Below are 16528 nucleotides of genomic sequence, written 5' to 3'. Positions count from 1 at the left end.
CATGCACCTGCTCAGGACCCAGCCCGGCGGTTTCGTGTCGGATGACAACATCGCCGACCTTGGACAAACCCCCGCCGAGCTGGTGATCCTGTGCAGCGGCGACTCCAGCCTGGCGCTGCTCGCCGAAGCCGCGCAGCAACTGCCCGACGATTATCCGAGCGTGCGCCTGGCCAACCCGATGCAGGTGCAGAATCACGCCTCGGTCGATTTGTATGTCGATGAAGTGCTGCGCCACGCCAAGGTGATCCTGATCTCGCTGCACGGCGGTATCGCCTATTGGCGTTATGGCGTCGAGCGGCTGGTGCAATTGTCCGAGCGCGGCGTACAGCTCATTCTGGTGCCGGGCGATGATCGTCCGGACCCGGAACTCAGCGACCTCAGCACCGTCGAGGCCTGCGACCGTGATCGGCTCTGGCAGTTTTTGCGTCAGGGCGGCATGGGCAATGCCCTGGACTTTTTCCGCTGCCTGGCCACTCGCTGGCTGGACCGCGATTACGCCTGGGCCGAGCCGCAAGCCCTGCCGCGCACCGCGATTTACCATCCGCACAAAAGTCCCGCTGAGCTGAGCGATTGGCAAGCCGACTGGCAAGCCGATCAACCGGTGGCGGCGGTGCTGTTTTACCGCTCGCATTTGCAGGCGGCCAATACCGCGTTCATTGATGTTTTCTGCCAACGTTTGCAAACGGCCGGGTTAAACCCTTTGCCGATTGCCGTGGCCAGTTTGAAAGAGCCCGGCTGCCTGACGGTGGTCGAGGACTGGCTGGATGACGTCGAGGTGGGGGTGATTCTGAACACCACCGGTTTCGCCCAGTCCAGCCCCGAAGCGCCGCACCTGCGACCGTTTCGCCGCAACATTCCGGTGATCCAGGCGATTTGCGCCCAGGACAACGAACCCGGTTGGCGTGCCAGCGAGCAGGGGCTTGGCCCGCGCGACCTGGCCATGCACATCGCGCTGCCGGAACTGGACGGCCGCATCATCAGCCGCCCGATCAGCTTCAAGGATCTGGCATGGCGCAGCGAGCGCAGTCAGTCCGATGTGGTGTGTTATCGACCGCAACCGGAACGCATGGATTTCGTCGCCGAACTGGCACGACGCTGGATCGATCTGGCGCGGGTGCCGAACAGCGAAAAACGCATCGCCCTGATTCTTGCCAATTATCCAACTCGCGATGGGCGGATCGGCAATGGCGTCGGCCTCGACACACCGGCCGCTGCGCTGAACATCCTGCGTGCGCTGCATCAAGAAGGTTATCCGTTGCCGGCCGAGTTGCCGGACAGCGGCACCGCGTTGATCCAGCAATTGCTTGGCGGCGTCAGCAACGACCTCGATACCCTCGATCAGCGTCCGTGTCATCAAAGCCTCGCGCTCGACGACTACCAGCGCATGTTCGACGCCTTGCCCGAGGCCAATCGCGAGGCCGTGCTGGAACGCTGGGGCACACCCGAAAACGATCCGATGTACCGTGGCGAACGGATGATGATTGCGGGTCTGCGCTTCGGCCTGACCTTCGTCGGCATTCAACCGGCGCGCGGTTATCAGGTGGACCCGAGCGCGGTCTATCACGACCCGGACCTGGTGCCGCCCCACGGCTATCTGGCGTTTTACTTCTGGCTACGCAACACCTACGGCGCCCACGGTGTGATCCACGTCGGCAAACACGGCAACCTCGAATGGCTGCCGGGCAAAGGTGTCGGGCTCTCGGAAAACTGCTGGCCGGATGCACTGCTCGGACCGCTGCCGAACATCTATCCGTTTATCGTCAACGATCCGGGCGAGGGCGCGCAGGCCAAGCGCCGCACCCAAGCGGTGATCATCGACCACCTGATGCCGCCGCTGACCCGCGCCGAAACCTACGGGCCGCTACGCAACCTCGAACTGCTGGCCGACGAGTATTACGAAGCGCAACTGCTCGATCCGCGCCGCGCCCGGGAATTGCAGCGCGACATCCTGCAACTGGTGCGTGACACGCACATCGATCGCGAACTGCAACTGGACGAAAAACTCGACAGCGATGCCGATGCAGCGATCTGGTTGCCGCGCCTGGACACGTATTTGTGCGACTTGAAGGAATCGCAGATTCGCGATGGCCTGCATATCTTTGGCGAGTCACCGACCGGGCGATTGCGCATTGACACCTTGCTCGCGTTGCTGCGGATTCCCCGTGGCGATGGGCGGGGCGCGCAATCGAGTTTGCTGCGGGCGTTGGCGAAGGCGTTCGAGCTGGGGTTCGATCCGTTGGATTGTGCGTTGGCCGAGCCTTGGACCGGTCCGCGCCCCATGGAACTGCAAAACCTCACCGATGAAGCCTGGCGCACGGCGGGTGATACCCGTGAACGCCTTGAGTTGTTCGCCGCTCAACTCATCGCCCACACTTTGTTGAACGAACCAGAACCCCCTCGCCACAAAGGCACCCTCCCACAGGAGGCGGTTTGGTCCGAAGTGCACGCCATCCTCGACAGCCTGCGCGAAGTCGTCGCCCCACGCCTTGACGCCTGCGGCCCAGCCGAAATGCGCGGTCTGCTCGACGCCCTGAACGGCCGCTTCGTCCCCGCCGGTCCGAGCGGCGCACCCAGCCGCGGTCGCCTCGACGTGCTGCCCACCGGGCGCAACTTCTACTCGGTGGACGTGCGCAACCTGCCGACCACCACCGCATGGCGCATCGGCTTCCAGTCCGCCAACCTGATCCTCGAACGGCACCTGCAAGACCACGGCGATCACCTGCGCCAGCTCGGCCTGTCCGTCTGGGGCACCGCCACCATGCGCACCGGCGGCGACGACATCGCCCAAGCCATGGCGCTGATGGGCGTACGGCCGGTCTGGGCTACGGGCAGTCAGCGGGTCGACGATTTCGAAATCCTGCCGCTGAGCCTGCTCGACCGTCCGCGCGTGGACGTGACCTTGCGTGTCTCCGGGTTCTTCCGTGATGCCTTCGCCAACCTGATCCGTCTGTTCGATGCGGCGGTGCAAGCGGTCGCGGCGCTGGATGAACCCGACGACCTCAACCCCTTGGCCGCCAAAGTGCGCGCCGAGCGTGAAGCGCTGATGCAATCAGGCCTTGATGAAGACGCCGCGAATCGTCAGGCCGGTTGGCGAATTTTTGGGGCAAAACCCGGTGCGTATGGCGCCGGCGTGCAGGGCGCCATCGATGGTCGCCTGTGGCAAAGCCGTGAGGACCTGGCCGAGGTTTACCTGAATTGGGGCGGCTATGCTTACGGCGGTTCCGACGAAGGCACCGCCGCCCGCGAACAATTCGCCCAGCGCTTGAGTCAGGTGCAAGCGGTGCTGCAAAACCAGGACAACCGCGAACACGATTTGCTCGATTCCAACGATTACTACCAGTTCCAGGGCGGCATGCTTGCTGCGGTGGAAAGCCTCAGCGGTGAAGCCGCGGCCAGTTACCATGGCGATCACAGTCAGCCGGATTTGCCGAAGATCCGTACCTTGAAGGAAGAACTGAACCGGGTGATCCGCTCCCGGGCGGCGAATCCAAAGTGGATCGACGGGGTCAAGCGTCACGGCTACAAAGGCGCGTTTGAACTGGCGGCGACGGTCGATAACCTGTTTGCGTTCGACGCCACGACGCAGCTGATTGACGATCACCAGTACGCGCTGCTGGCCGATGCTTATTTGCTGGACCCGGCGACCCGCGAGTTTGTTCGCGAGCACAATCCGCACGCCTTGCGCGACATGACCGAACGGATGCTCGAAGCGCAGCAGCGGGGGATGTGGAAGGAGCCGGGCGAATACCGCGAGGCCCTGAAAAACCTGTTGCTGGATATAGAAGAAGACAGCTGATGCACCGCAAATCCCTGTGGGAGCGAGCCTGCTCGCGAAGGCAATTTTTCAGCTGACGATGATGTTGAATGTGCTGGCCTCTTCGCGAGCAGGCTCGCTCCCACAGGGATACAGGTGCCTGTGTTATGTGTAGAGGGATCACTGACCATGACTGAGACTGAACAATGACCGACACCGCACATTTCCCCTTATCCGCCGTGGTCGGCGCCGACGACTTGAAGCTCGCCCTGTACCTGACCGCCATCGACCCGAAAATCGGCGGTGTGCTAATTGAAGGCCCGCGCGGCATGGCCAAATCCACCCTGGCCCGGGGCCTCGCGGACCTGTTGGCCAGCGGTCAATTCGTTACTTTGCCGCTGGGCGCCACCGAAGAGCGACTGGTCGGCACCCTCGACCTTGACGCCGCACTGAGCGACGGCCGCGCGCAATTCTCCCCCGGCGTACTGGCCAAGGCCGACGGTGGCGTGCTCTACGTCGATGAAGTCAACCTGCTGCCCGATCACCTCGTCGACCTGTTGCTCGACGTCGCCGCCAGCGGCACCAACCTGATCGAGCGCGATGGCATTTCCCATCGGCATTCGGCGAAGTTCGTGCTGATCGGCACCATGAACCCCGAAGAGGGTGAATTGCGTCCGCAACTGCTCGACCGCTTCGGCCTGAACGTCGCCCTCAGCGGTCACACAGCGCCGACCGAACGTGGCCAGATCATCCGTCGACGACTGGATTTCGACAGCGATCCGCAACAGTTCTGCGCGCAGTGGGAACACCAGCAGCAGGCGCTGCGCGAACAGTGCGAGAAGGCGCGTAGCGTGCTGGCGAGCATCCCCCTCGACGATCAAGCGTTGGCGCTGATCACCGAGCGCTGCTTTGCTGCCGGCGTCGATGGCTTGCGCGCTGACCTAGTCTGGCTGCGTGCCGCTCGCGCCCACGCCGCATGGCGCGGTGCGAACGCGATCAGCGAGGACGATATCGATGCCGTCGCCGAATTCGCTTTACGCCATCGCCGTCGCGAGCAATCACCGCCGGCACCGCAACACAGTCAGGCGCCATCGCCACAACATTCCACTCCGAGCGAAGGCCAGGGCCAATGGGGTGAAATGCCCGCCCAAGCGCTGCCGGTCGGTGCCCGTCGTGAAGTGCCGAGCTGGCCAAAAAAGCCCTAGGCATTCGCCCTCGATCTGACGCGGGGGCGAATGCCAGACCCCGCGCAGGACGGCTGGACAACGGCAAACAGGGCAAACGCCATGCCGCACGCAGCGGCTCGATCAACTGGCCCGGCACCTTGCTCAAGGGTCGGCCACGTCAGCGCAGCGATGTGCTGTTTCACCTGCGCACTCGAAGCGCCCATGAATTGTGGCTGGTGATTGTCGATGCCTCGGCCTCGACGAGGCGTCATCAGGCGTTGAGCGATGCCAAGGGTTTACTCGCGCAGCTATTCGACGATGCCTACCGCCAGCGTGCGCGGTTGGCGTTGTTGACGGCCAGCGGCAATGTGCCGAAATGGCAGGTGCAAGGCTTGAAAGCGTCCAGCGGTTTGCGAACCTGGCTTGATGGATTGGGCGCAAGCGGTGGCACGCCGGTGTTGGCGGCGTTGGGTGAGGCGGGGCGATGGTTGGCGACTCGACAGAAGCGCTTTCCGGCGGAGCAGCAGCGTGTGTTGTTGCTGACTGATGGGCGATTGAAGGAGTGGTCGCTGTTGCCTGCGCTGGAATGCCCCGGCCTGCTGATTGATATCGAGCGCGGGCCGATTCGATTGGGGCGAGCGAAGCAGATGGCTGCGGAACTACGAGCGGATTATCGGCACATTGATGAGCTGATTACTCGCTGAATTATTGGTTGCCTGTGCTGGCCCCTTCGCGAGCAAGCCCGCTCCCACAGTGGATCTTCAGTGTTCACAAAACCTGTGGGAGCGAGCCTGCTCGCGATGGGCGCGACTCGGTCTGAATTTATTTACCCATCGCCTGACGGTACTGCCGCGTACGCCGGCCAATGTACAACCGGTCAAGAATCAACGCCCACACCGCCGACACCTGCGGACGAGGCTTGCGCCCGCGGCTCAATCGATGCAGCTGAAACTTCACCACCGCCATGCTCGCCAGCGAAGCTAACGGTTTGCGTTTCCACAGAATCGGCGGCAGTTGCGGATGGCTGTTGCGACCTTCGCGCCAGTGCTTGACCAGGTGCGGTTCAACCGCCAGCGCCGTGCCGATGCCGGCCATGGCAATGCCGCTGTCGAGCACCTGCTCCACGATCGCCAGCCGCCGAATCCCGCCGGTCACCATCACCGGCATGCTCGCGACGCTGGCCAATTCACCGGCCATTTCCAGAAAGTAGGCTTCGCGCGCCAAGGTCCGGCCGTCGCGGGCTTCGCCTTGCATGGCCGGGGCTTCGTAGCTGCCTCCGGAGAGTTCCAGCAAGTCGATGTGCTGCTCGTTGAGCCACAGAATCACCTGGCGGGCATCATCAGCGTCAAAACCACCGCGTTGGAAGTCAGCGGAGTTGAGTTTCACCGCCACGCAGAACTGTGGCGAGACCGCGCGGCGAACGGCGCTGACCACTTCCAGCAGCAAGCGCGCGCGGTTCTCCAGTGAACCGCCCCAACCGTCGGTGCGGCGATTGGTCAATGGCGAGAGGAACTGGCTGATCAAGTAACCGTGCGCCGCATGAATCTGCACGCCGGTGAAACCAGCCTTCTCGGCGAGGGCCGCGCTGGTCGCGAAACGGGCGATCACCTCGGCGATATCGGTCTCGGACATCGGCTTCGGCTCGGCAAACATCTTCGAAAACGCGCCCAGGTCCAGCGCCACGGCGGACGGTGCCCAGGCTTGCTGGCCGAGGTTGGCCATGGTTTGGCGGCCGGGATGATTGAGTTGCATCCAGAACTGCGCGCCACCCGATCGACCAATGGTCGCCCACTGACGAAAACGTTCAAGGTCGCGCTCGTCTTCCAGCACGACGCCTCCGGGGCCGGTCATGGCGCGGCGGTCGATCATCACATTGCCGGTCAGCAACAGGCCGGCCTCGCCCTCGGCCCAAGCCTGATACAGCTTAAACAATGCGCCTGACGGTGCTTGCCCGGTGTCGGCGAGATTTTCTTCCATGGCGGCTTTGGCAATACGATTGCCGACGGTCTGGCCGTTGGGCAGATTCAACGCTTGGAAGGGCGACATGCTTGACTCCTCATCAGGAAAGAGCAGAGGCTAAGCTTAAAGTTAACTTTAATGTCAAGCAGGCAAATGAGGCGGAGATGAAGATTGGTGAATTGGCGCAGTTGAGCGGGTTGAATGCATCGCGCATTCGGTTCTACGAGTCTCAGGGGTTGATTCGTCAGGTCGAGCGTTCGGCCAACGGCTACCGGCGTTATCCCGAGCAAGTCCTGCAAACACTGATGATCATTCAGTGCGCGCAGCAGGCCGGGTTCAGCCTCGAAGAGCTCAAGCAGTTGTTACCGGACACGGTGACGGGTGAGTTCAAGCACGAAGAATTGCTGGCGGGGCTGGTGCGCAAGGTCGAGCAGATCGAAGCAATGCAACTTCACCTGGCGCAGAGCAAGGCGAAGTTGCTAGGGGTGATTGAAGGCATCCAGGCGCGGCCCGAAGGGATAGCCTGCAAGGCAAATGCCGAGCGGGTGATGGCGTCGCTCAAGCATCAGTTCTGATCGATGCACGAATCACCGAACGCCTGATAGCGCAGGACGTGAGTGGCGCCCATCGTGTCGACGTAGGTCATCTCCCGTGGACCGATGCCGCAATAATCGCCGCTGGTGATGTTGACGACTTTGGCGATGTTCAGCGATTTCGAATAGCGGTAGTCCTCGACATTCGAGGTGCTGGCGGTGGCGACAGACGCGGCGGCTGCAGTGCCGCTCAAGGCAATCAAAAACAGTGCAGACAGGAGACTTTTCATGGCGGGGCTCTCGTGGTGGCTACTGAACGATTTCAGTGGCAGTACGACGAGCCCCGCCAGGGTTTATTCCAGGCTCAGGGAAAAGTTTTTGGGTTCCGGAACCGGATGGCGCATCAGCGTGCCCACCACCAACGCCCCCGCCAAGGCGAGCAAACCGGCGACGCAGAGCAACAGACTGAAACCGCCGACAAAGGCTTGGCGCGCCAATGTCTCGACCAGCGGCCATGCGCTTTCCGGGAGCAGGTTCAGTGCAGCGGACATGTCGCCCGCTACCACTCGCGAAGCGATGCCTTGGGTCTGGCTGAGCCATGCCGCGCCTTGTGTCGATAGAGCGCTGCGCAACAACAGTTCGGTATGGCTGGAGAGCAACGCACCATAGACACCGATGGCCAACACGATGGCGCTGAAACGCATGGTGGTGCTCATGCCCGAAGCCATGCCGGTGCGCTCGCGGGGCACGCAGGCCATGATGTTCTTTTGCGTGTCGCCATTGAGCAGTCCGGCACCGGCGCCCGTCACGGCAATCGCCAGGGCGAAGGGCAGGTAACCCCCACTGCTGACAGCCCAGGCACTGAGCAAGTTGCCGCTGCCGACCAGGGCCAGTCCGCCCGCCATCAGCGCAGCAGGCGAAAACCGTCCGGCCAGCCGCGCGCCGATGCGTGGGCAAATCAGCATGGTCAATGCGAACGGCAACATCCCGAGCCCTGACGCGATGGCCGAAAAGCCCAGGCCGTTTTGCAGGTAAAACGGCAACAACGTCATCATCACTTGAGCGCAACCGGCGTAGGCGAACATGCCGAGCAGGGCGCCGATAAAGCGCGGATGCTTGAACAATTGCAGGTCGACCATCGGCCGCTGTTGCATTCGCTCAATCACCACGAACAACCCCAACAGCGCTGCGCCCCCGATGAGCCGGGCGTAGGTGACCGGGTTGCTCCAGCCAATGCGGTTGGCCTCGATCAAGCCCCAGATCAGGCACAGCAAACTCGCACTGAATGCCAGGCTGCCCCAGGGATCGAGGCGCGAGGACTGGGCGTCGCGGGATTCCGGCACGGCGCGCCAGACCATCACCATCAATAACAATCCCACCGGCAGGTTGAGGTAAAAAATCCAGCGCCAGCCGACGTATTCGGTGATCAGCCCACCGACGGTCGGCGCGGCGGTCATCGCCACGCCCATGCACGCGCCCCAGAACGCCCAGGCCCTGGCCCGTTCGACTTCATCGTGAAAGGTGTGACCGATGGACGCCAGCGCCGAGGTCAGCAACAACGCCGCCCCCACGCCTTTGATCGCCCGTGCAATGTCAAGGAACAACGCGTTGGGCGCCGCACCGCAACCGAGGGAGGCGAGGATAAAGATACCCAGGCCCCAGAGCAGGGTTTTCTGTCGGCCAAAGCGGTCGGCAATGCTTCCCGCCGGCAGCAGCAGGGCGGCGAACGCGAGCATGTAGGCGCTGACCACCCACTCGATGTCGGCAAAGTTGGCGCCCAGGTCCCGCGCGATGGTCGGCAGGGTGACCGCGACGATGTTGGTGTCGAGCACGATCAGCGAGCAGACACCTGAGGCTGTGAGTAATGTAAGGCGTGGGCTCACCTTGGGTTTGGCGGTCATGACGGCAACTCTTTACGGTGAAGGTCCGTGCAGCTTATCGTTGGGCACCGCTGGCTGTGTTAGGCGCGGATCGTCACTTCATTACCTTTGAGCTAACGCAGACATGGACATTCGGCATTTCCGCTATTTCCTGGCCGTTGCCCGACAGCGCAATTTCACCCGCGCCGCCGAACAACTGGGCATCGCGCCGCCGACCCTGAGCCGGCAGATCCAGGACATGGAAAGCGAACTGGGCACCCGATTGTTCCTGCGCCAGCAGCGTGATGTGAAGCTGACCGAAGCAGGCGCGGCGCTGCTGATCGAGGCCGAAGCGACCGTGCGCCAATTCGAGTTTGCGCAGCGCAATGCGCAACGGGCGGGGCGTGGCGATATTGGCCATATCGAGTTGGGGTATGTGGCGTCGGCGGTGTTCTGCGGTTTGCTGCAAAAACAGGTGCAAGCCTTCAGCCGCGCCTGCCCCGACGTGAGCCTGAATGTGCGGGAAAGCCCCATGGCCACGTTGCCGGCGATGGTGCTCGATGGTCGATTCGACTTGGGGTACGTCCGTTCGCCGATGACGCTCCCCGAAGGACTGGAAGCCATTCGCCTCGACGAAGAGGGCTTTGTCCTGGCGCTGTCGACCGAGTCCTGGCTGTGCCGTCTGCCAGGCATCGGCCCGGAGCATCTGCAGAACGAGACGTTCATCCTGCCGGAGCAAATCAGCGGCACCTTGCAAGTCGCCGCTGCCGGGGAATTCTCCCCGACATTAGGCGCGCAACCGGGCGGGTTGGTGGCGGTGATTGCCTTGGTTTCGCTGGGGCAGGGCGTGGCGGTGGTGCCGGAGTCGGTGATCGGGCATGTGGGTTTGCCCGGCGTGGTCTATCGGCCGATCAACGGGTGTAACGCAGCGTCGTGGTTGTCGTTGATCCATCGGCGATTCGAAAAGTCGGCGGCAGTGATGAGATTCATCGAGCAGGTCAGACATCGCTGACTACAGATCTTGAAATGATTTCGATTGTAGGAATTGTCGATTTCGCCTGTACGATTCAAGTCCTTTTGTCTTTCAGGACTTGCATGAACACCCTCTTGGAGCCTCCCGGTTATCCTTCCTCATCGCGCCAATGTGCGCGCTTGAAACACCCGGTCTTTCGCCATTCAAAACACCTTGTCATTGCGACCCCACGGCCTCTGCGCCGCGCCTTGCCGTGCCTGGCATTCTGAATTCACTGAAGAGATCGAGACGTTTTTATGGAATGGTTAGCTGACCCCACCGCCTGGCTGGGCTTGTTGACGTTGATCGTGCTGGAGCTGGTGCTCGGCATCGACAACCTGGTGTTTATCGCGATCCTGGCGGACAAACTGCCGCCCGAGCAGCGCGACCGTGCGCGAATCATTGGTTTGTCGTTGGCGCTGATCATGCGCCTGGGCCTGCTGGCGAGTATTTCGTGGCTGGTCACCTTGACGCAGCCGCTGATCGAGGTGTTCGACAAGAGCTTCTCCGGCCGTGACCTGATCATGTTGTTCGGTGGTGTGTTCCTGCTGTTCAAGGCCACCATGGAATTGCACGAGCGGCTTGAAGGTCATGTCGGCCAGCGCTCTGCCAACGCCGCGTACGCAATGTTCTGGCCGATCGTGGCGCAGATTGTGGTGCTCGACGCGGTGTTCTCCCTCGACGCAGTGATTACCGCTGTGGGCATGGTCGATGAACTGGCGGTGATGATGATCGCGGTGATCATCTCCATCGGCCTGATGATCGTGGCCAGCAAGCCATTGACCCGTTTCGTCAACGCACACCCGACCGTGATCATGCTCTGTCTGGGCTTCTTGATGATGATCGGCTTCGCGTTGACGGCCGAAGGGTTGGGTTTCCACATTCCGAAAGGCTATCTGTATGCGGCCATCGGTTTCTCGATCCTGATCGAAGTGTTCAACCAGATCGCCCGCGCTCGCCGCAAGAAGTCCCTGCAGGGACTGCGGCCCATGCGTGAGCGCACGGCCCATGCGGTGTTGCGTTTGCTCGGCGGTCGCAGCATGGAGGTGGAGGAGGTCGGCGAGGAGGTTGCCGACCTGCTGGACAACGGCGAGGCACCGGGCGAAGCACTGTTCGACCGCCGCGAGCGGGTGATGATCAGCGGCGTACTGCAACTGGCCGAACGGCCGATCCGCACGTTGATGACCGTGCGTGCCGACGTTGATTACATCGACTTGGCCGATGATGCGCAGACCATTCGTACGCGATTGATGCATTCGTCCTATTCGCGCTTGCCGTTGATCCGTGACGGCGCGGTGGACGAGCCGCTGGGCTTCGTGCACAAAAAGGAGTTGCTCAAAGAATACCTGGCCGGCAACGAACCGAATCTGGAGCAGTTGGCGCGCAAGACCGTTAACTTGCTGGACAGCTACTCGATCCTCAATGCGCTGGAACAGATGCGCCAGGCTTCGACGCACATTGCGTTCGTGGTCAATGAATTCGGTGATTTTGTGGGGGTGTTGACCATGACCGATATTCTCGAATCGATTGCCGGCGAACTGCCCGACGCCAGCGAAATCGAAGGCCCGGACGTGGTGGAGGAACAAGGCGGGTTTTTGGTCAGCGGCGCGTTGAACCTGACTCGGGTTCGGCAGCGGACCGGATTTGTGGCCGAGCCTACCGAGGACTATCAGACCCTGGCCGGGTTAGTCGTCAGCTTGCTGGATCGATTGCCGGTGATCGGCGATAGCCTCGAGTGGCAGGGCTGGCGAATGACAGTGGTGGCGGTTGAGGAGCGGCGGGTGACGCGGGTGCTGCTGGTGCGTGTCGACCGCTAGGTTTTCGCCGGGCTTCAAGGCCTCTTCGCGAGCAGGCTCGCTCCCACACGGGTCTTGTGCACACTGCAGATCCAATGTGGGAGTGAGCAAACGCATCACTCCCAAGTCTTAACACCCGCTACGACAACTCAACCGCTCAAAGGCCCGCGGCACCGTACATAACCCGCGCAACGTCTGGCGCAACCACGCCAGATCGTGAGTCGGTTTATGCGCCACATATTGCGGCCTGAGCTTGCCAATATGTTTGGCGAAATCCTCCTCCAGCGTTTCTCTGGAGCCAAAACCCTTGAGCTTCTTCAGCAATCTCCCGTCCTTGAAGAACAACACGGTCGGTGTACCGGTAACGTTCGGGTGCCGCGGTGATTCACGGGTGCTCAACACATAAATATTCGCGTGATGACGATAGCGCTGGGCGACTTCGCGAAAGATCGGTTCTGCCCATTCACAGGCCGGGCAGTGCTCATTGGTGAAAAGCCAGATTACCGGACGCCAGGTTTTCAGCGCCTTGCGGTAGACCGGAGCCAGCGATGCCAGGTGGTTTGTCGAGCTCATTGAAAATCTCCTTTTCACAACGACCATCGAGGTTTGTCGACGTTAAAGGTGGGAGTGGGGCCGGGTCTACTGTCAGAAATTACAGGTGCACGCTGCGTCATTTCCGGTCATTCATCTTCAATTGTGGTGCAAGTACCCGCACGCTGTAGCCAACGGTAGCGCTCCCCCTCACGTGCGTTTGGTAACAGATCCCTCAGCGTTTTTCCCATCCTGTTGATTCAAATCGATTTTCAATCTCCCCAACATTCCCTGCACAACCTGTGGCACACTTTCTGCTGTCTATTCCGTTGTTACATACCAATATCCGGTATAGCGGAATAAACATCATCCTGGAGTGCTTGCCATGCATCGCCGACCTTCCTTGTTAAAAGCGTGTGTTTTTGTTCTCGCGGCCACCGCCGCTGCCATGGGCGTGGCCCAGGCGGCGGACAGTAAGCTCGATAGCGTGCTGGCCCGTGGGAAATTGCTTGTGGGCACGGGCAGTACCAATGCGCCGTGGCACTTCCAGGGAGCGGATGGCAAGTTGCAGGGGTTCGATATCGATATCGGGCGGATGATTGCCAAGGGCTTGTTCAACGATCCGACCAAAGTCGAGTTTGTGGTGCAGTCGTCCGATGCGCGGATTCCCAACTTGCTGACCGACAAGGTCGACATCAGTTGCCAGTTCATCACCGTGACTGCCAGTCGTGCGCAACAGGTGGCATTCACCCTGCCGTACTACCGCGAAGGCGTCGGCCTGCTATTGCCGGCCAACAGCAAGTACAAGGAAATCGAAGACCTCAAGGCCGCCAACGACAGCGTGACCGTGGCGGTCTTGCAGAACGTATACGCCGAAGAGCTGGTGCATCAGGCGCTGCCCAAGGCCAAGGTCGATCAGTACGACAGCGTGGACCTGATGTACCAGGCGGTGAACTCCGGCCGTGCCGATGCCGCTGCCACCGATCAGTCGTCGGTGAAATACCTGATGGTGCAGAACCCTGGTCGTTATCGCAGCCCGGCTTACGCCTGGAGCCCGCAAACCTACGCCTGTGCAGTCAAACGTGGCGATCAGGACTGGCTGAACTTCGTCAACACCACCCTGCATGAGGCCATGACCGGCGTTGAGTTTCCGACCTACGCGGCGTCCTTCAAACAGTGGTTCGGTGTCGATCTGCCGACTCCAGCGATCGGTTTCCCAGTCGAATTCAAATGATCCCGTGAGAGCGGGGCGCCGATAACGCGCCCCGCTCAAGGTACTGCTGACCATGAACTATCAGTTGAACTTTGCCGCCGTATGGCGCGATTTCGACACCTTGCTGGCGGGGCTCGGTCTGGGTCTTGAACTGGCGCTGGTGTCGATCGCCATCGGTTGCGTGATCGGCCTGATGATGGCGTTTGCTTTGCTGTCCAAGCACCGCGCATTGCGGGTGCTGGCGTCGGTGTATGTGACGGTGATCCGTAATACGCCGATTCTGGTGTTGATTCTGTTGATCTACTTTGCCTTGCCAAGCCTGGGCATTCGTCTGGACAAGATCCCGTCGTTCATCATTACGCTGTCGTTGTACGCCGGGGCGTATCTGACCGAAGTGTTCCGTGGTGGTTTGTTGAGCATTCCCAAGGGCCAGCGTGAAGCCGGGCTCGCCATCGGCCTCGGCGAATGGCAGGTCAAGGCGTACGTCACCGTCCCGGTGATGCTGCGCAATGTGCTGCCGGCCCTGTCGAACAACTTCATTTCGCTGTTCAAGGACACGTCGCTGGCCGCCGCAATCGCGGTGCCGGAACTGACCTATTACGCGCGCAAGATCAATGTCGAGAGCTACCGGGTGATTGAAACCTGGCTGGTGACCACGGCGCTCTATGTGGCGGCCTGTTACCTCATTGCCATGATGCTGCGTTACCTCGAGCAGCGTCTGGCGATTCGCCGATAGGAGCCCCCCATGTACGAATCCCCTGGTTGGTTGCATGAGTTATGGGTTGCCCGCGAAGTGTTGTGGCAGGGCTTCTTGACCAGTGTGCAGGTGTCGGCGCTGGCGATTTTGCTGGGCACGATGGTCGGCATTGTCGCCGGTCTGGTGCTGACCTACGGCAAGTTCTGGATGCGCGCGCCGTTTCGTTTCTACGTCGACCTGATTCGCGGAACGCCGGTGTTTGTGTTGGTGCTGGCCTGCTTTTATATGGCGCCGGCACTGGGTTGGCAGATCAGTGCGTTTCAGGCAGGCGCCTTGGGGCTGACGCTGTTTTGCGGCTCCCATGTCGCCGAGATCGTGCGCGGTGCGTTGCAAGCATTGCCCAGCGGTCAGATGGAAGCGAGCAAGGCGATTGGCCTGACGTTTTTCCAATCCCTCGGTTACGTGCTGTTGCCTCAAGCGTTGCGGCAGATTTTGCCGACCTGGGTCAACTCGTCGACCGAGATCGTCAAGGCCTCGACGCTGTTGTCGGTGATCGGCGTGGCGGAGTTGCTGCTCAGTACGCAGCAGATCATCGCCCGGACCTTCATGACCCTGGAGTTTTACCTGTTCGCCGGATTTCTGTTTTTCGTCATCAACTACGCCATCGAATTACTCGGCCGGCACATTGAAAAGCGGGTGGCCTTGCCATGACTCAACTCTCCAACACGCAAAACGGTCAGGCCCTGCTGGACATACGCGGCCTGCACAAACAATACGGCAAGCTCGAAGTGCTCAAGGGCGTCGACCTGACCATGCAGCGCGGCAACGTCGTCACGCTGATCGGCTCCAGCGGCTCGGGCAAGACCACGCTGCTGCGCTGCGTGAACATGCTCGAAGAATTCCAGGGCGGGCAGATCATGCTCGACGGCGAGTCCATCGGCTATGACGAGGTCGACGGCAAGCGCGTACGCCACCCGGAAAAAGTCATCGCCCGGCACCGTGCAATGACCGGCATGGCGTTCCAGCAGTTCAACCTGTTCCCGCACCTCACCGCGTTGCAGAACGTCACCCTGGGTTTGCTCAAGGTGAAAAAACTGCACAAGGACGAGGCCGTCACACTGGCAGAAAAATGGCTGGAGCGCGTCGGCTTGCTGGAACGCCGCGATCACTATCCCGGTCAGTTGTCCGGTGGTCAGCAACAGCGCGTGGCGATTGCCCGGGCGATTGCGATGAACCCGAGCCTGATGCTGTTCGACGAAGTCACCTCGGCCCTCGACCCGGAACTGGTCGGCGAAGTGCTGAACGTGATCAAGGGCCTGGCCGACGAAGGCATGACCATGTTGCTGGTCACCCACGAAATGCGCTTTGCGTTCGAAGTCTCGGACAAGATCGTCTTCATGAATCAGGGGCGCATCGAAGAGCAGGGGCCACCCAAGGAGCTGTTCGAGCGCCCGCAATCACCGCGTCTGGCTGAGTTTCTCAAAAATACGCGCTTTTAACTTTCCAGAATTCAATCAGGAGAAACACTCATGAGCATTACTCGTTACGGCACCGGCAGTAGCGCCGCTGGCGGTACGCCTCGCCCTTTCGCCCGAGCCGTTGAAGCCGATGGCTGGCTGCACGTTTCCGGGCAGGTGCCGGCGCTGGATGGCGAGATCATTACGGGCGGAATCGTCGAACAGACCCACCAGACCATGAAGAACCTGATCGCGATTCTGCAAGAGGCCGGTTATGGCCTGGAAGATGTGGTGCGTGCTGGCGTGTGGCTGGAAGATCCGCGGGACTTCACGAGTTTCAACAAGGTCTTCTCCGAGTACTTCAAACCCGAACACGCTCCGGCCCGTGCCTGCGTGCAGGCGAACATGATGGTCGACTGCAAGGTCGAGATCGACTGCGTCGCGTACAAGAAAAAGGCCTGAACCGAGTCGCGCCCGTCGCGGGCAAGCCACGCTCCACATTGGAATGCGTTCCAAATGTGGGAGCGTGGCTTGCTCCGGGCGGCGTTCCG

15 protein-coding genes are annotated in these 16528 nt (G+C 61.2%); 11 read left to right on the top strand and 4 right to left on the bottom strand.

Annotated elements, in window-relative coordinates:
- Position 1: 1 nt before the first annotated feature.
- From cobN to BK660_RS02070, 3 genes are all read left to right on the top strand, one after another.
- Positions 2-3796, top strand: a complete 3795-nt coding sequence (gene cobN, locus BK660_RS02080; protein WP_123431852.1) for a cobaltochelatase subunit CobN — start codon at positions 2-4, stop codon at positions 3794-3796.
- Positions 3797-3960: 164 nt separating this feature from the next.
- Positions 3961-4959: a magnesium chelatase ATPase subunit I gene (locus BK660_RS02075; protein WP_123431851.1), complete on the top strand. Its 999-nt coding sequence runs from the start codon at positions 3961-3963 to the stop codon at positions 4957-4959.
- A gap of 53 nt (positions 4960-5012) precedes the next feature.
- On the top strand, positions 5013-5624 hold the full coding sequence (locus BK660_RS02070; protein WP_123431850.1) for a vWA domain-containing protein: 612 nt from the start codon (positions 5013-5015) through the stop codon (positions 5622-5624).
- Between the two features lie 118 nt (positions 5625-5742).
- On the opposite strand, the gene BK660_RS02065 is transcribed toward BK660_RS02070, so the two are convergent.
- Positions 5743-6966 (bottom strand): NADH:flavin oxidoreductase/NADH oxidase family protein, encoded by a 1224-nt coding sequence (locus tag BK660_RS02065; RefSeq protein WP_123431849.1) that lies wholly within the window; start codon positions 6964-6966, stop codon positions 5743-5745.
- 77 nt (positions 6967-7043) lie between these two features.
- On the opposite strand from BK660_RS02065, the gene BK660_RS02060 reads away from it, so the two are divergent.
- Complete coding sequence (locus tag BK660_RS02060) at positions 7044-7454, top strand: MerR family transcriptional regulator (RefSeq protein WP_123431848.1); 411 nt, start codon at positions 7044-7046, stop codon at positions 7452-7454.
- On the opposite strand, the gene BK660_RS02055 is transcribed toward BK660_RS02060, so the two are convergent.
- The gene (locus tag BK660_RS02055; RefSeq protein WP_123431847.1) at positions 7445-7702 is read right to left on the bottom strand and encodes a DUF2790 domain-containing protein; all 258 of its coding nucleotides are present in this window, start codon (positions 7700-7702) and stop codon (positions 7445-7447) included. The genes BK660_RS02060 and BK660_RS02055 overlap by 10 nt on opposite strands.
- A 63-nt stretch (positions 7703-7765) precedes the next feature.
- Positions 7766-9313 carry an MFS transporter gene (locus tag BK660_RS02050; protein ID WP_123431846.1) on the bottom strand — a complete coding sequence of 516 codons (1548 nt, stop codon included), beginning with the start codon at positions 9311-9313 and terminating at the stop codon, positions 7766-7768.
- 103 nt (positions 9314-9416) lie between these two features.
- Here BK660_RS02050 and BK660_RS02045 point away from each other — a divergent pair, with 103 nt between their 5' ends.
- Positions 9417-10283, top strand: coding sequence for a LysR family transcriptional regulator (locus BK660_RS02045; RefSeq protein ID WP_123431845.1), 867 nt, complete (start codon positions 9417-9419; stop codon positions 10281-10283).
- 257 nt (positions 10284-10540) lie between these two features.
- Positions 10541-12100 carry a TerC family protein gene (locus BK660_RS02040; protein ID WP_123431844.1) on the top strand — a complete coding sequence of 520 codons (1560 nt, stop codon included), beginning with the start codon at positions 10541-10543 and terminating at the stop codon, positions 12098-12100.
- Positions 12101-12208: 108 nt separating this feature from the next.
- Here BK660_RS02040 and BK660_RS02035 read toward each other — a convergent pair whose 3' ends face one another.
- Complete coding sequence (locus BK660_RS02035; RefSeq protein ID WP_123431843.1) at positions 12209-12652, bottom strand: thioredoxin family protein; 444 nt, start codon at positions 12650-12652, stop codon at positions 12209-12211.
- A 343-nt stretch (positions 12653-12995) separates the two neighbouring features.
- Here BK660_RS02035 and BK660_RS02030 point away from each other — a divergent pair, with 343 nt between their 5' ends.
- Genes BK660_RS02030 through BK660_RS02010 form a run of 5 tightly spaced genes read left to right on the top strand, consistent with a single transcriptional unit; the run spans position 12996 to position 16439 of the window.
- The gene (locus BK660_RS02030; protein ID WP_123431842.1) at positions 12996-13844 is read left to right on the top strand and encodes a transporter substrate-binding domain-containing protein; all 849 of its coding nucleotides are present in this window, start codon (positions 12996-12998) and stop codon (positions 13842-13844) included.
- A gap of 52 nt (positions 13845-13896) precedes the next feature.
- Positions 13897-14559 carry an amino acid ABC transporter permease gene (locus BK660_RS02025; protein ID WP_008015908.1) on the top strand — a complete coding sequence of 221 codons (663 nt, stop codon included), beginning with the start codon at positions 13897-13899 and terminating at the stop codon, positions 14557-14559.
- A 9-nt stretch (positions 14560-14568) separates the two neighbouring features.
- Positions 14569-15231, top strand: a complete 663-nt coding sequence (locus BK660_RS02020; protein ID WP_123431841.1) for an amino acid ABC transporter permease — start codon at positions 14569-14571, stop codon at positions 15229-15231.
- Complete coding sequence (locus tag BK660_RS02015; RefSeq protein WP_123431840.1) at positions 15228-16019, top strand: amino acid ABC transporter ATP-binding protein; 792 nt, start codon at positions 15228-15230, stop codon at positions 16017-16019. Before BK660_RS02020 ends, BK660_RS02015 begins: the two co-directional genes overlap by 4 nt.
- A gap of 30 nt (positions 16020-16049) precedes the next feature.
- The gene (locus BK660_RS02010) at positions 16050-16439 is read left to right on the top strand and encodes a RidA family protein (protein ID WP_123431839.1); all 390 of its coding nucleotides are present in this window, start codon (positions 16050-16052) and stop codon (positions 16437-16439) included.
- The last annotated feature ends 89 nt before the right edge of the window (positions 16440-16528 follow it).

Source organism: Pseudomonas brassicacearum (assembly GCF_003732265.1).
GTDB lineage: Bacteria > Pseudomonadota > Gammaproteobacteria > Pseudomonadales > Pseudomonadaceae > Aquipseudomonas > Aquipseudomonas brassicacearum_D.
This window is presented reverse-complemented; position numbering and strand designations above follow the sequence as displayed.

Coding starts and splice junctions, on each gene's coding strand:
- BK660_RS02010 (WP_123431839.1), top strand. CDS start 16,050: ATGAGCATTACTCGTTACGGCACCGGCAGTAGCGCCGCTGGCGGTACG.
- BK660_RS02040 (WP_123431844.1), top strand. CDS start 10,541: ATGGAATGGTTAGCTGACCCCACCGCCTGGCTGGGCTTGTTGACGTTG.
- BK660_RS02025 (WP_008015908.1), top strand. CDS start 13,897: ATGAACTATCAGTTGAACTTTGCCGCCGTATGGCGCGATTTCGACACC.
- BK660_RS02055 (WP_123431847.1), bottom strand. CDS start 7,702: ATGAAAAGTCTCCTGTCTGCACTGTTTTTGATTGCCTTGAGCGGCACT.
- BK660_RS02020 (WP_123431841.1), top strand. CDS start 14,569: ATGTACGAATCCCCTGGTTGGTTGCATGAGTTATGGGTTGCCCGCGAA.
- BK660_RS02030 (WP_123431842.1), top strand. CDS start 12,996: ATGCATCGCCGACCTTCCTTGTTAAAAGCGTGTGTTTTTGTTCTCGCG.
- BK660_RS02065 (WP_123431849.1), bottom strand. CDS start 6,966: ATGTCGCCCTTCCAAGCGTTGAATCTGCCCAACGGCCAGACCGTCGGC.
- BK660_RS02045 (WP_123431845.1), top strand. CDS start 9,417: ATGGACATTCGGCATTTCCGCTATTTCCTGGCCGTTGCCCGACAGCGC.
- BK660_RS02060 (WP_123431848.1), top strand. CDS start 7,044: ATGAAGATTGGTGAATTGGCGCAGTTGAGCGGGTTGAATGCATCGCGC.
- BK660_RS02035 (WP_123431843.1), bottom strand. CDS start 12,652: ATGAGCTCGACAAACCACCTGGCATCGCTGGCTCCGGTCTACCGCAAG.
- cobN (WP_123431852.1), top strand. CDS start 2: ATGCACCTGCTCAGGACCCAGCCCGGCGGTTTCGTGTCGGATGACAAC.
- BK660_RS02015 (WP_123431840.1), top strand. CDS start 15,228: ATGACTCAACTCTCCAACACGCAAAACGGTCAGGCCCTGCTGGACATA.
- BK660_RS02075 (WP_123431851.1), top strand. CDS start 3,961: ATGACCGACACCGCACATTTCCCCTTATCCGCCGTGGTCGGCGCCGAC.
- BK660_RS02050 (WP_123431846.1), bottom strand. CDS start 9,313: ATGACCGCCAAACCCAAGGTGAGCCCACGCCTTACATTACTCACAGCC.